We start from the raw sequence: 13,267 nt of genomic DNA, 5'->3' as shown, positions 1-13,267 counted from the left end.
CGTGGCTGGAAGATTCGCGGCGGGGGCGCCGCTCCCACAGCACCGCTCCCACAAGGCCGCTCCGACAGGGGCTTGCTGTGGGAGGCCCGCCCTCGGGCCGAATGCCGGGGCGCAGACCATAGAATCTGCCGCGTGGCACGGACGGTGGGTCCGTGGCGGTTTGCCTTCGGCAGCGAAGGCCAGGCGGAGGGCGAAACGTGGATTTGGGCTTGAAGGACCGCGTGGCGGTGGTGTGCGGGGCGAGTCAGGGCATGGGGCGGGCGATTGCCCAGAGCCTTGCCGCCGAGGGCGCGCGGGTGCTGCTGGTGGCGAGGAGTGCGGACAAGCTGCAGGCGGCGCAGGTGGAGATCGCGGAGCACGTGCGCGGCGCGCAGCTCGCGACGCTGGCGCTCGACCTCACCCCGCCCGACAGTGCCGCGGCGGTGGTGGACGCCGCGCGCACGCACTGGGGCCGGCTCGATGTGCTGGTGACCAATACCGGTGGGCCGCCGCCGGGGCAGCCGCTCGACCTCGACGATGACAAGTTCATGCTGGCCTACCAGCAGAATTTCATGAACGTGGTGCGCCTGTGCCGGCACGCGGTGCCGCTGATGCGCGAGAACCAGTACGGGCGCATCGTGAATGTGCTGGCGCTGTCGGTGCGGCAGATCGAGGACAACCTGGTGCTCTCATCCACGTCGCGTCTGGGCGTGGTCGCCTACTCGCGGTATCTGGCCGAGCAGGTGGCCAACGACGGCATCACTGTCAACAGCGTGTTACCGGGCTCGATCCACACTGAGCGCCTGGGGCAGGTGGCCGCCAATCAGGCGCGGCATTTCGGGCGCGATCCGGACAAGGAGCTTGAACTGCGCGCCACGCGCGTGCCGATGCAGCGCCTGGGCCGGCCGGACGAGATGGGTGATCTGGTGGCGTTTCTGGCGTCCGAGCGGGCGGCGTTCCTCACCGGGCTCAACATTCCGGTGGACGGCGGGCAATTGCGGTCAGTGGTATGAGGCAAGACATGGATATCAACGCGATCGTCGAGGATTTCTGGGCGAGCCGCGCGCGCGGCGTGGCCTACCCGCCGCAGTGGTTCGACAAGCTCACGCTGGACCAGGCGTGCCGCGTGCAGCTCGGCCTGCTCGACAAGGCCGTCGCGGCGGGCGCGCGGCAGGTGGGCTGGAAGGTGGGCCTCACCGCCGCGGCCATCCGCGAGCAGTTTCGCGTGCACGAGCCGGTGTTCGGTTACCTGCTGGAGGAAGGCCGGCTCGACAGCGGCGTCGAGATCGATCTTTCCACCTGGCAGGGCACGGGCTTCGAGAATGAACTGTGCCTGCGGCTCGGCCAGGGGCTGCGCGGGCCGAACGTGACGACCGAGCAGGCGCGCGCCGCGGTGCGCAGCTGTCACCCGTCCATGGAGCTGGTGGAGAACCGCGGCGATTTCACCGCTCAGCTCGCCGTGGCGGTGGCCGACAACGTGCAGCAGCGGGCGTTCGTGATCGGCCCCGAGGTGGCGCTGGATGGCGCGATGAATCTCGCCGCCGTGCGCTGCGCGGTGGACATCAACGGCGCGGAGGTGGCGCAGGCGACCGGTGACGCCGTGATGGGCGACCCGTGCGCGTCGCTCGCCTGGCTCGCCAACAAGCTCGCCGAGTACGGACGCGGGCTCGAAGCCGGCCAGTACGTGATGAGCGGCTCGTTCACGCGGCAGTTCCCGCTGCGGTCGGGCGACGCGGCGCGCACGCGGTTCGAGGGCATCGGCGCGGTGGCCGTGAGCGCGCGGCCGGCGTAACACGGCCGTGACGTTTGGCACGGAGCCTGCTGCCGACCCGCTGCCCTCCCCACACGCGGAACGTTTGCGATGACGCACACCACCTTCACGCTGGAAGTCCAGCCGCGCATCCCGGCGCGCTTGCGCCGCCTGGAGGAGCTGGCTGGCGATCTCTACTACAGCTGGGACCGGCGCGTGCGGGCGCTGTTCGCGCGCCTCGACGGCGAGCTGTGGCGGGCCTGCGGGCACAACCCGAAAGTATTCCTGCGCCGCGTGTCGCAGCAGGCGCTGGACGAGGCCGCCCAGGACCGCGGCTATCTTGAGGAATACGGCCGCGCGCTGTCCGGCTACGACAGTTACCTGCAGGCACAGGCGAGCCCGCGCGTGGCGGCGCACTTCGACCCGCAGGCGGACCTGGTGGCGTATTTCTGCGCCGAGTACGGCCTGCACGAAAGCCTGCCGATCTACTCGGGCGGGCTTGGCATCCTGGCCGGCGACCACTGCAAGGCGGCAAGCGATCTCGGGCTGCCGTTCGTCGCCGTCGGCCTGCTGTATCGGCAGGGCTACTTCACGCAGGCCATAGACGGCCGCGGCCAGCAACAGGCGCTGTACCGGCCAAACCAGATCGATGACCTGCCGGTGACCATCGCGCTGGATGCGGGCGGCGTGCCGCTGCGCGTGCAGGCGGAGCTGCCCGGCCGGGCAGTGGGCCTGCACGTGTGGCGCGCCAAGGTGGGGCACATTGATCTTTACCTGCTCGATTCCGACTTGCCCGAGAACAACGAGTCGGACCGGGCGCTGACCTATCAGCTTTATGGCGGCGACCGCGAGTGGCGCCTGCAGCAGGAGATCGTGCTCGGCATCGGCGGCGTGCGGGCGCTGCGCGCGCTGGGTCTCGCGCCGACCGCCTGGCACATCAACGAAGGCCACGCCACGTTCCAGATTCTGGAGCGCTGCCGCGAGAAGGTGGCGCAGGGCATGACCTTCGCCGCGGCGCTGGAACGCGTGGCGGCGAACACCGTGTTCACCACCCACACGCCGGTGCCGGCCGGGCACGACATCTTCGACGCGACGCTGTTCGATCGCTATTTCACGAGCTTTGCGCCGACGCTCGGCATCGGCCTTGACGCCCTGCGGGCGCTGGGCACCTCGCCGCACAACGCGAGCGGCTTCAACATGACCGCGGCCTCACTGCGCGGGTCGCGCTTTCACAACGGCGTGAGCAAGATTCACGGCGAAGTGGCGTCGGTGATGGAGCAGTACATCTGGCCGGACGTCCCGCCGGACGAAAACCCGGTCGGGCACGTGACCAACGGCGTGCACGTGAGCACCTTCCTGGCCCAGGAATGGACCAACCTGCTCGACGTGCGCTTCGCCGACTGGCGCGGCTCGCTGACCGACTGCGCGTGGTGGGAAGCCCTGCGCGAGGTGCCCGATCATCGCTTCTGGAGCCTGCGGCAGGAGCTGAAGTCGCTGCTGCTGCAGGTGGCGCGGCGCCGGCTGATGCTGCAACACCGCCGGGCCGGGGTGTCGGACGCGCAACTGCGGCGCATCACCCAGCACCTCGGCAACGACAACGGCCACGTGCTGGTGCTGGGCTTCGGGCGGCGTTTTGCGACCTACAAGCGCGCCACGCTGCTGTTCCAGGACCCGGCGCGGCTGGCGCGGCTGCTTGGTGATCCGCAGCGGCCGGTGCTGATCATGTTCGCCGGCAAGGCGCACCCGAGCGACCAGCCGGGGCAGGACCTGATCCGGCAGATTCACGAGTTCTCGATGCGCCCGGAGTTCATCGGCCGCATCCTGCTGCTGGAGAACTACGACCTGAACCTCGCACGGCGTCTGGTGTCCGGCGTCGACGTGTGGCTGAACAACCCCATCTATCCGCTGGAAGCGAGCGGCACCTCCGGCATGAAGGCCGCCATGAACGGCGTGCTGAACTTGTCCGTGCTCGACGGCTGGTGGGCCGAGGGTTACGACGGCAGCAACGGCTGGGGCATCGTGCCGCACGGCGCCGACTTCGACCCGGCCTACCGCGACCGCGAGGAGGCGAACGACCTGTATGACCTGCTGGAACGGCAGGTGATCCCGCTGTACTTCGAGCGCGACGGCCACAGCTACTCGCCGCGCTGGGTGGAAATGGCCAAGGCATCGATGATCACCATCCTGCCGCGCTTCAACGCCGAGCGGCAGGTGCTGGACTACGTCGAGAAGTTCTACGCACCGGCGCGCGATCATCGCCGCCGCCTGGACGCCGCCGACGGCGCTGCCACGCTGGCGGCCTGGAAGCGGCGCGTCGTCGAGCGCTGGTCGGGCGTGGGTTTCGTGCCGCAGGCCGATATCGGCGCCGCCGCGAGCCGCCTGCTGCCGTTCGGCGACACGCTCGACGTGCAAGCCGTGCTGCGCCTGAACGGTCTCGCCACGCAGGACGTGGTGGTCGAATGCCTGCTCGGCGAAGCGCAGGACGACGGCAGCCTGGTGGTGCGCGAGACCCTGCCGCTGGAACCCGGCGCCAGCCTGCCGGGCGGCGAGGTGAGCTATCAGCTCGCCCTGCGCCCGCGACGAACGGGCCTGCAGCAGTACCGCATCCGCGCCTATCCGTACCACGAGTTGCTGGGGCACCGCTTCGAGCTCGGCTGCATGCGCTGGCTGTAGGTGCCCGCGCCACCGGCAGTGACGCGTGACACTGTCGCTGCGCCACCCGCCGGCTAAGGTCTGACGCTCCATCATCTGGCGGCGCCGTCCTTGGCCCCGCGCGGGGGCGTTACGTGGACAAGCCGGCTGGCATCACGCCGCTTGCGCTGGCCTACGGCGTCGGGCTCGGACTGGCGCTGTCAGCACCGGCCCTGCCGGCGGCGGGTAGCGCCTGGTTGCTCGCGGCGAGCGGTGGGGCCATTGCCCTCATTGGCCTGCTTCGGCGACGCGCCGTCTGGCTGTTGCTGGCAGCGGCCTGTGCCGGAGCCACCGCCGGCCTGCTGACCGCCGAGGAGACTCTGGGCCGGCGTCTGCCGCTGGCGCTCGAAGGCGCCGACGCCGTGCTGACGGGCGTCATCGCCGATCTTCCCCAGATGAACGCGCTGCGGGCGCGGTTTCCTGTCGACGTCGAGCGGCTCACGGTCGCCGGCCGGGCGGTGCCGGGCCCACGGCGCGTTCTGCTGTCCTGGTACGGCGCACGGCCGGCGCTGCGGGCGGGCGAGCGTTGGCAACTGCCGGTGCGTCTGAAGGCCCCGCGGGGCTTCGTGAATCCGTCCGGCTTCGATTACGAGCGCTGGCTGGCCGGCGCCGGCATCGACGCCACCGGCTACGTGACTTCCGCGCACGCGCAGCGCGTGCCGGCGGGCGCCGCGACAGCGCCGGTGCAGCGCCTGCGCCACGCCATCGCCGACCGGCTGGATCGGCACCTGCCGGCTGGCGATGCCGGCGGCGTGGTGCGCGGCCTTGCCATCGGTGTCGGCAACGCCGTCGGGCCGGCCACCTGGCGCACGCTGCGCGACACCGGCACCGCGCATCTGCTGGCGATCTCCGGCCTGCACGTGTCCCTGAGCGGACTTCTGGTGTATGCGCTGACACGCCGGCTGTGGCCGTGCTGGCCGGTGCTTGCCCGGCGCTGGCCGGCGCCATGGGCGGCCGCCGGGGCGGCGACGCTGGCCGTATTCGTCTACGCGGCGCTGGCCGGCTTTGCCGTGCCGGCGCGGCGCACGGCGCTGATGTTCAGCGTGGCGGCGCTCGGCGCGGCGAGCGGGCGCGTCACCTCGCCCGCCCGGCTGCTGGTGCTGGCCGGGTTGGTGGTGCTGCTGCTCGACCCGCTGGCGCTGCTGGCGAGCGGTTTCTGGCTGTCCTTTGGCGCGGTGGCGATCCTGCTGTGGCTGGCGCTCGGCCGCGCGCGGCCGCCGGACGACGATCCCTCCGCGCCGCCGGCAGGCTCTTTAAGGCGCGCCTGGCTTGGCGCGGAGCGCACCGCGCGCGGGGCGGTGCGCTTGCAGGTGGCCGTCGCGCTGGCGTTGACACCGCTGACACTCGGCTTCTTCGGGCTTTTGTCGCCAAGCGCGGTGCCGGCCAACCTTATCGCAGTGCCGCTGCTCGGCCTGGTGGCGGTGCCGCTCACGCTGCTCGGCGTGCTGGCGCTGCCGGCGCCTGCCGTGGCCGGTCCGCTGCTCTTTGCGGCGGAGCGGGTGTGCGCCGGCACGCTGTCGCTGCTCGGGTTATTGCAAGCGACGCTACCGGCACTTTTGTGGTCGCCGGTGCCCTGGCCGTTCTTGGCGGCCGCGGGCGTGGGCGTGCTGGTGTTGCTCGCGCCGCGCGGCCTGCCGGGGCGCTGGCTTGGCCTGCTGTGGTGTCTGCCGGCGCTGCTGTATAGGCCGGCGGTTCCAGACGAAGGCGTCTTCGCGGCTACGGTGCTCGACGTGGGACAAGGGCTCGCCGTGGTGGTGCGCACGCGCGCTCATGCGCTGGTTTACGACAGCGGGCCGCGCTTCAGTGACCGGTTCAGCGCCGGCGAGGCCATCGTGCTGCCGGAACTCGCGCGGCGCGGCGTGCGGCGGCTCGACCTGCTGCTGCTGTCGCACGGCGACGCCGACCACGCCGGCGCCGCCGACGACATTCTGGCGGGCGTCACGACAGACCGGGTACTGAGCGGTACGCCGGAGCAGATGGTCGGCGGCGGGCCAGTCGCGCCGTGCCAGAACGGCGAGCGCTGGACCTGGGACGGCGTGCTGTTCGAGCTGTTCGCGCCCGGCGCCGACGTCGGGGGCGCCGGTGACAACGACCGCTCCTGCGTGTTGCGCGTCCGGGACGCGGCGGGGCGCAGCCTGCTGCTGACCGGCGATATCGAGGTGCCGGCCCAGCGGCAGTGGCTGCGGTCAGGCGTCACGGCGCCGGTGGATGTGCTGCTGGCGCCGCACCACGGCAGCCGGGGCGCGCTGCACGCACCGCTGATTGCGCGCCTCCAGCCGCGCGAGGTGATTTTCTCGGCCGGCTACCGCAGCCGCTTCGGCCATCCGCATCGGGAAGTGACCAGCGCTTACCGGGCGGCCCGCGCGCGCCTTTGGAATACCGCGCAGGACGGCGCGGTGTCGATCGGCTCCGGCGCCGATGGCCTGGAACTCAGGGGCCAGCGCGCCCGCTATCCGCGCTGGTGGCGGGCCGGAGCACCGGAGGCCCCGTGATAGACTGCCGGCCCGCCATTGCGCGGGTTTTGGCTTCGCTTTCAACGCTCGATCGGGGATCTCGGCCGCCGTGTGGGAACTGCTGAAGGCCGGTGACTGGCCCGTCATCCCGTTGCTCCTGTGCTCCGTGGTGGCGCTCGGCATCGTGCTCGAACGCGCCTGGTCATTGCAGCGCCGCCGCGTGCTGCCGCCGGGCCTGCTCGCCGAGGTGCGAGGCTGGTGCCTGGCGGGCGAGGTGGATGCCGACCGGATCAACCGCCTGCGCGCGCACTCCCCGCTCGGGCGCATCCTGGCGGCGGTGCTCATGCACGGCGGCGAGGACCGCCAGCGCCAGCGCGAGAATGTCGAGGACACCGGCCGGCATCTCACGCTGGAGCTGGAGCGGTACCTGAACGCGCTCGGCACGCTCGCCACCATCGCGCCGCTGATCGGCCTGTTCGGCACCGTGATCGGCATGATCGAAACCTTCAACGCCATCAGCCTGGCCGGCATCGGCGCGCCGGAGAAGCTGGCGAGCGGCATCGCCATTGCGCTGGTCAACACGGCGTTCGGTCTGTTCGTGGCCATCCCGAGCTACATCTTTCACCGCTATTACCGCGGCCGGGTGGACGAGCTGGTGGCCGACCTCGAACGCCAGGCGGCGGAGCTGTCGGAGTCGCTGGCGCACCTGTCCGAGCGCCTGCAGCGCGAGCGCGCGGTGCGCCGGGCATGAATTTCCGCACCCGGCGCCGGCCGGACGACGTTGAACTGAACTTCGTGCCGCTGATCGACGTGCTGATCGTGCTGCTGATCTTCCTGATGGTGACCACCAGCTTCAGCCGCCTGAGTCGGCTCGACATCACCCTGCCGCAGGCGGCCAGCGACGCCACGCCGCCGCAGGACAACAGCATCGAGCTCGCCATCGCCGCCGACGGCAAGAGCGTACTTGGCGAACGCACGCTGGCGGCGGGCGATATGGCGGGCCTGGTCGCCGCGCTGCGGCAGGCTGCCGCCGGACGCCCCGAACCGGTGCTGGTGCTGTCCGTCGATCACCTGACGCCGCACGAGCGCGTCATCGCCGCCATGCAGGCGGCGCGCGAGGCCGGCATCGAGAGCCTCACCTTTGCCGTGGAGACGGCGGGCGCCACACCGTGACGACCACGTGGTGACCGACACCGTCGAGCGCGCCGCGCGCTGGCAGATTTACGCCCGCCTGCTGGGTTACGCCCGCCCGCACTGGCGCGTGTTTGCGCTGGCGCTGATCGGCATGATCGGCGGCGCGGCCACGGACCCCGCGTTTGCCGCGCTGATGAAGCCCATGCTCGACGGCAGCTTCGTCGAGCGCGACCCGCAGGTGATCCGCTGGCTGCCGGTGGTGCTGGTGGGCCTGTTCGTGCTGCGCCTGCTGTGCACCTTCGTGTCCGACTTCGGCATGAACTGGGTCGCCCGGCGCGTCATCAAGGACTTGCGCACGGCCATGTTCGACCACCTGCTGCGCCTGCCGGCGAGTTTTTACGACCGTCAGGCGGCCGGTGCGCTGATCTCGAAAATCACCTACGACGTCGAGGCCGTGGCCGGCGCCACCAGCGACGCGCTGACCACGCTGCTGAAGGACTCCGTGGCGGTGCTCGGCCTGCTCGGCTGGATGTTCTATCTGAACTGGAAGCTGGCGCTGATCTTCCTGGTGATCGGTCCGGGCATGGCGGCCTCGATCAGCGCAGTCTCGAAGCGCTTTCGGCGCCTGAGCGGTCACATCCAGGCGTCGATGGGCAACATCACCTCCGCCGCCGGCGAGGTGGTGGAGGGCCACCTCGTGACCAAGCTGTTCAACGGCCAGGAGCGCGAGTCGGCGAGCTTCGGGCGTCTTTCCGAACGCAACCGCCACCTGCACATGAAGTGGGTGTCCGTGGACGCGCTCGGCAATGGCGTGGTGCAGCTGCTGATCGCGCTCACCATGGCCGGCATCCTGTACGCGGCCACCACGTTTGCCAGCACCGAGCGCACCACGGTCGGCGGGTTCACGTCGTTCATCGTCGCCGTGACCATGCTGCAGGCGCCGGTCAAGCGCCTGACCAAGGTCAACGGCGTGCTGCAGAAGGGCATCACCGCCGCGCGCAGCGTGTTCGGGCTGATCGACGAGCAGGCCGAGCTGGACACGGGCACGCGGCGGCTGGAGCGCGCCCGGGGCGACGTGGTGTACGACAACGTCGAGTTCCGCTACGCGACCAGCCCGGCGCCGGTGCTGCGGGGCGTGTCGCTGCACGCGACGCCCGGGCAGCGGGTGGCGCTGGTGGGGCGATCGGGCTCCGGCAAGACCAGCCTCGTGAACCTGCTGCCGCGCTTCTACGACCCGAGCGCCGGGCGCATCCTGGTCGACGGTGTCGACATCCGCGATCTCACGCTCGCCTCGCTGCGCGACCAGATCTCGCTGGTCAGCCAGCAGGTGGTGCTGTTCAACGACACGGTCGGCGCCAACATCGCCTACGGCCGCCGCGGGGCGGTGAGCGAAGCCGACATCGTCCGCGCCGCCGAGCAGGCGCACGCCATGGAGTTCATCCGCGCCCTGCCGCAGGGGCTCGACAGCCTGGTCGGCGACAACGGCGTGCTGCTGTCGGGCGGCCAGCGCCAGCGCATCGCCATCGCCCGCGCGCTGCTCAAGGACGCGCCGATCCTGATCCTGGACGAGGCCACCTCGGCGCTCGACACCGAATCCGAGCGCCACATCCAGGCCGCGCTCGACGCACTGATGAGCCACCGCACGACACTCGTGATCGCGCACCGGCTGTCGACCATCGAAAACGCCGATCTCATCCTGGTGATGCAGGACGGGCGCATCGTCGAGCGCGGCACGCACGGCGAGCTGCTGCGCGCCGATGGCGCCTACGCGCGCCTGCACGCGATGCAGTTCCGGGATGTCCCGCTGGCGGTGTAACGCCGTCAGCGGCTGGCGGCGAGGATGTTCTGCGTGAAGTCGACCGCGTCCACGTAGAGCGCGGTCAGGTCAAGACCGGCCAGCTCCGCCACCGCGGGGTGCTCGAAATGGCCCTGCTCGTACTCGACCACGGCTTCGAGCAGGCGACCGAGCCCGCCCTCGCGGTGCAGGATCGCGCGCACCACAGGCTGACTGAGCGGCAAATCCTTCATTACCGCGGCCAGAGGCTGGTCAAGCAGCAGACCCGCAGTCGAGAACAGCCCCACCGTGAAGGCGGCATCCGGGTCCAGCTTGCGCTCGCGCGCCAGCAGCTCGCACAGACGCGCGCGAAGCAGGGTCAGACCCAGCAACTCGTGTGGTGGCGAGTCGCCCTCGTCCAGCAGCAACAGGGCTGCGATCTGGCCGATCTGCCGCTGTCCCAGCAGCACCACCGCCTGGCGCAGGGAATCGATGCGGCGGGACAGGTAAAACGTCGCCGAGTTGATGTAACGCAGCAGCCGGTGGCTGAGGCTCGCGTTGTGGCGCACCAGGTCGTACAGCTCGCGTGTCTGCAACGCAGGGTCCTGCAGGCGAGCGGCCAGACGCAGCGTGGCAGCGCGGTCGTCTGGGCCGCGGCTGCCGGTCATTGTTTTCGGTCGGGCCAGCCAGTAGCCCTGAAACAGCGTGAAGCCGAGATCTTGCGCGCGGGCGAATTGGCCCTCGGTTTCCACCTTTTCCGCCAGCAACTGCACGCCGAAACGGCGCAGCGCCTCGACCTGCGCCGGCAGATCGGCGTCGGCGATCGCCGGCAGGTCCACCTTCACGATGTCGGCGAGTGCCAGCAGCGGGTCGAGCGCCGGTTGGTACACCACGTCATCAAGCGCAATGCGGTAACCGCGCTCGCGCAGGTGGCCGAGCGCCGCCAGCACCGGCGGCTCCGGCGCTACGGTTTCCAGCACCTCGATCACCACCCGCTGCGGCGGCAGGGACAGCGGCAGCTCCGCCAGCAGGCTCGCGGTGTCCATGTTCAGGAAGGCGCGCTGCGGGCCAACCAGGCGCTCGAAGCCGATCGACATCAGCGCGTCCACCATCACCACGCTGGTCGCGTTCCGGTCGCCACGCTGCGCCGAATCGGTCTGGTCGTTGTGGCGATACAGCAGCGCGTAGGCGGCGACCTGACGCTGCTCGTCGAAAATCGCCTGCCGGCCGATGAAGACCTGTCGCGTGGTGACCGGGCTCGTCGTCGATCCAGCCGCCGCGCTGGCCGCCGCTCCCCGCATCCCGGGCGCCGGATCCTGACCCGCCGTCAATGCAGCACCGTGTCCTCGTCGACCGTCACGGTCGGCGTCGGCGAGGCATGGTGCAGGATCATCCGCCAGCCGGCCGGCGTGTGGCGGTAGATGTTGGTAGCCACCACCGGCGGCTGCTGGTCGTCCTCGCCGCGCAGGGCGAGCTGCTCATGCACCACGTGCATGGCCAGATCCCCGTCGCGGCGCTGCAGCACCGGCACGGTGCTGACGGTCAGATGCGGGCCGGCCGCGAACATGCGCCGCCAGGCGGCGAAGATGGCGCGGTGGCCGTGCAGCTCCGGCCACATCGGGTGCACGCACACCAAGTCCGGGCCGTCGTCCCACACGGCTTTCATCAGCTCGGTATTGGCCGATTCGAGCGCTTCGTAGAAGGCCGCCTCGGCGGCGGCCGGCGTGTCGAACTCGCGCGGGTTCATGGGGGTCCGGAATGGCCTCGTCTGCACGGTTGTCGGCGCCGACAGTTGGGGACTAAAGTGCGCGCCTTCAAGACCCAACCGGCGGTGCCGGATCAGACCGAGGAGGAACACTCATGCCCCGCACCCTATGGTATACGCGCTGCCCGGTGGCCACGGCGTCCGGCATCGCCTTCCAGCGCAAGTCCTTCGACGAGGAATTCGCCGGCTCCGATTTCGACGTGCGCAACATCAAGGAACTCGGCGCGGCGCAGGCCGACACGCATTTCGATCATCGCCTGGCGGACTCGTTCCGTGAGGGCGGCGCCATCCCGCCGCTGTGGGCGCGCACGCGCGGCGCGGACACGCTGGCGGTGGGCCTGACCTTCGTCGCCGACTCGCTGGCCACCTTCGTGCGGGCCGATGATCCGGCCCGGCGTGTGCAGGATCTGGCCGGCCGGCGCTTCGGCCTGCCGGTGCGCCCGAACATCCTGATCGATTTCATGAAGGTGAACGCCCACAAGGGCTTCTATTCCACCCTGCTCGCCAACGGCATGCAGGAGTCGGACGCCAAGTTCGTCGAGATGACCATCACCGACGACATGCACAGCACCATCAATGCCGACCTCAAGCAGGGCGACCGGCCGTCGCTGTACGACGCCGACGTCGACTACCTGCTGCGCGGCGAGGTGGACGCCATCTTCTGCAAGAACGCCGAAGTGGGCCTCATCGAGCGCCGCTACAAGGGCCGCATCCGCAAGGTCTACGACCTGATGACCGACCAGACCGATCGGGCCCACATGGTGAACGCCAACCCGCGCATCATCACCGTGAGCGCGGGTCTCGCCAAGGAAGCGCCAGAGGCGGTGGAGCGTTATCTGCAGGTGCTGGTGCGCACGGCCAACTGGGCGTCCACCCACCCGGCCGAGGCCACGGCCACCATGGCCAAGGAGCTTGGCGTGTCCGAGGACGACATCCGCAACACCTACGAGCCGGACTTCCACAAGAAGCTGTGGCCGTCGTTCGGCCCGGAGGTGCGGCGCCTGCTGCAGGTGCAGATCGACTTCATGCAAAGCCACGGCTACCTTGGGCAGGTGGACCTGGAGTCCTGGATGCAGCCGCGGTTTCTGGAGCAGGCGTACCGGCGCGAAGGGCTGCCGGCGGTCGCCTGATTGGCCATTCAGCAGCCCTGAACAACGCTTAGGAGGGGAGTGTGACTACAGCCTACTGGTGTGTGCTGGCTCTGGTGTTTTTCCCGCCCGTGCTGGGCGCGATGGCCAAGAGCGCCGGCTTCGACAACAGCAAGCCGCGCGAGGCGCTGGCGGCGGCGACCGGCTGGCGCAAGCGCGCCGACTGGGCGCAGTCGAACGCGCTGGAGAACTTCGCCCCGTTCGCGGCGGCAGTGATCATCGGTCACCAGCTCGGCCTTGCCCAGCCGACGCTCGACAAGCTGGCGCTGGCGTTCGTGGCGCTGCGCGTCTTGCACGCGATCTTCTACATCGCCAACCAGGCGACGCTGCGCTCGCTGTCGTACGTGGGCGGTCTTGCCTGCATCATCGCCATCTTCGTGATGGCGGCGTAAAGCCAAGACAACGCGCTGAAAAGCCGGCCGGGACCTGCGCGTCCCGGTCGGCTTTTTTTATTGGGCGCAGAGTTTGTGAAGAAATGCACGTCCTGTGCATTTCTTGCATCGCAAGTCCGGTACAGGCCCGGACTTGCCCGCCCGAATCAAGCCCTTGCGTGCTTGATTCGGGTCCGGCCAT

Annotated in this window: 11 protein-coding genes; 9 read left to right on the top strand and 2 right to left on the bottom strand. The window is 70.0% G+C overall.

Features of this window, described 5'->3' with window-relative positions; all coding sequences use genetic code 11:
* Window positions 1–197: 197 nt before the first annotated feature.
* From AB7F93_RS03900 to msbA, 7 genes are all read left to right on the top strand, one after another.
* Window positions 198–992 carry an SDR family oxidoreductase gene (locus AB7F93_RS03900; protein WP_428301574.1) on the top strand — a complete coding sequence of 265 codons (795 nt, stop codon included), beginning with the start codon at window positions 198–200 and terminating at the stop codon, window positions 990–992.
* An 8-nt stretch (window positions 993–1,000) separates the two neighbouring features.
* Window positions 1,001–1,771 carry a 2-keto-4-pentenoate hydratase gene (locus AB7F93_RS03895; protein WP_428301573.1) on the top strand — a complete coding sequence of 257 codons (771 nt, stop codon included), beginning with the start codon at window positions 1,001–1,003 and terminating at the stop codon, window positions 1,769–1,771.
* Window positions 1,772–1,840: 69 nt separating this feature from the next.
* The gene (gene glgP, locus AB7F93_RS03890; RefSeq protein WP_428301572.1) at window positions 1,841–4,402 is read left to right on the top strand and encodes an alpha-glucan family phosphorylase; all 2,562 of its coding nucleotides are present in this window, start codon (window positions 1,841–1,843) and stop codon (window positions 4,400–4,402) included.
* A gap of 113 nt (window positions 4,403–4,515) precedes the next feature.
* Window positions 4,516–6,912 carry a DNA internalization-related competence protein ComEC/Rec2 gene (locus AB7F93_RS03885; RefSeq protein ID WP_428301571.1) on the top strand — a complete coding sequence of 799 codons (2,397 nt, stop codon included), beginning with the start codon at window positions 4,516–4,518 and terminating at the stop codon, window positions 6,910–6,912.
* Window positions 6,913–6,982: 70 nt separating this feature from the next.
* The gene (locus AB7F93_RS03880; protein WP_428301570.1) at window positions 6,983–7,624 is read left to right on the top strand and encodes a MotA/TolQ/ExbB proton channel family protein; all 642 of its coding nucleotides are present in this window, start codon (window positions 6,983–6,985) and stop codon (window positions 7,622–7,624) included.
* Window positions 7,621–8,046: an ExbD/TolR family protein gene (locus AB7F93_RS03875; protein ID WP_428301569.1), complete on the top strand. Its 426-nt coding sequence runs from the start codon at window positions 7,621–7,623 to the stop codon at window positions 8,044–8,046. Before AB7F93_RS03880 ends, AB7F93_RS03875 begins: the two co-directional genes overlap by 4 nt.
* A 10-nt stretch (window positions 8,047–8,056) precedes the next feature.
* On the top strand, window positions 8,057–9,823 hold the full coding sequence (gene msbA, locus AB7F93_RS03870; protein ID WP_428301568.1) for a lipid A export permease/ATP-binding protein MsbA: 1,767 nt from the start codon (window positions 8,057–8,059) through the stop codon (window positions 9,821–9,823).
* Between the two features lie 5 nt (window positions 9,824–9,828).
* Here msbA and AB7F93_RS03865 read toward each other — a convergent pair whose 3' ends face one another.
* Both AB7F93_RS03865 and AB7F93_RS03860 read right to left on the bottom strand, forming a co-directional pair.
* Window positions 9,829–11,082 (bottom strand): EAL and HDOD domain-containing protein, encoded by a 1,254-nt coding sequence (locus AB7F93_RS03865; RefSeq protein WP_428301567.1) that lies wholly within the window; start codon window positions 11,080–11,082, stop codon window positions 9,829–9,831.
* Window positions 11,083–11,108: 26 nt separating this feature from the next.
* On the bottom strand, window positions 11,109–11,528 hold the full coding sequence (locus tag AB7F93_RS03860; RefSeq protein ID WP_428301566.1) for a YybH family protein: 420 nt from the start codon (window positions 11,526–11,528) through the stop codon (window positions 11,109–11,111).
* Window positions 11,529–11,641: 113 nt separating this feature from the next.
* Between AB7F93_RS03860 and AB7F93_RS03855 the strand changes: the two genes are divergently transcribed.
* On the top strand, window positions 11,642–12,676 hold the full coding sequence (locus AB7F93_RS03855) for an ABC transporter substrate-binding protein (RefSeq protein WP_428301565.1): 1,035 nt from the start codon (window positions 11,642–11,644) through the stop codon (window positions 12,674–12,676).
* A gap of 41 nt (window positions 12,677–12,717) precedes the next feature.
* Window positions 12,718–13,086 (top strand): MAPEG family protein, encoded by a 369-nt coding sequence (locus tag AB7F93_RS03850; RefSeq protein ID WP_428301564.1) that lies wholly within the window; start codon window positions 12,718–12,720, stop codon window positions 13,084–13,086.
* Window positions 13,087–13,267 lie beyond the last annotated feature (181 nt).

This window comes from Immundisolibacter sp. (assembly GCF_050250495.1).
Taxonomy (GTDB): Bacteria; Pseudomonadota; Gammaproteobacteria; order Immundisolibacterales; family Immundisolibacteraceae; genus Immundisolibacter.
Note: the sequence above shows the minus strand (reverse complement) of the source record. Positions and strands in the feature narration are given on the sequence as shown.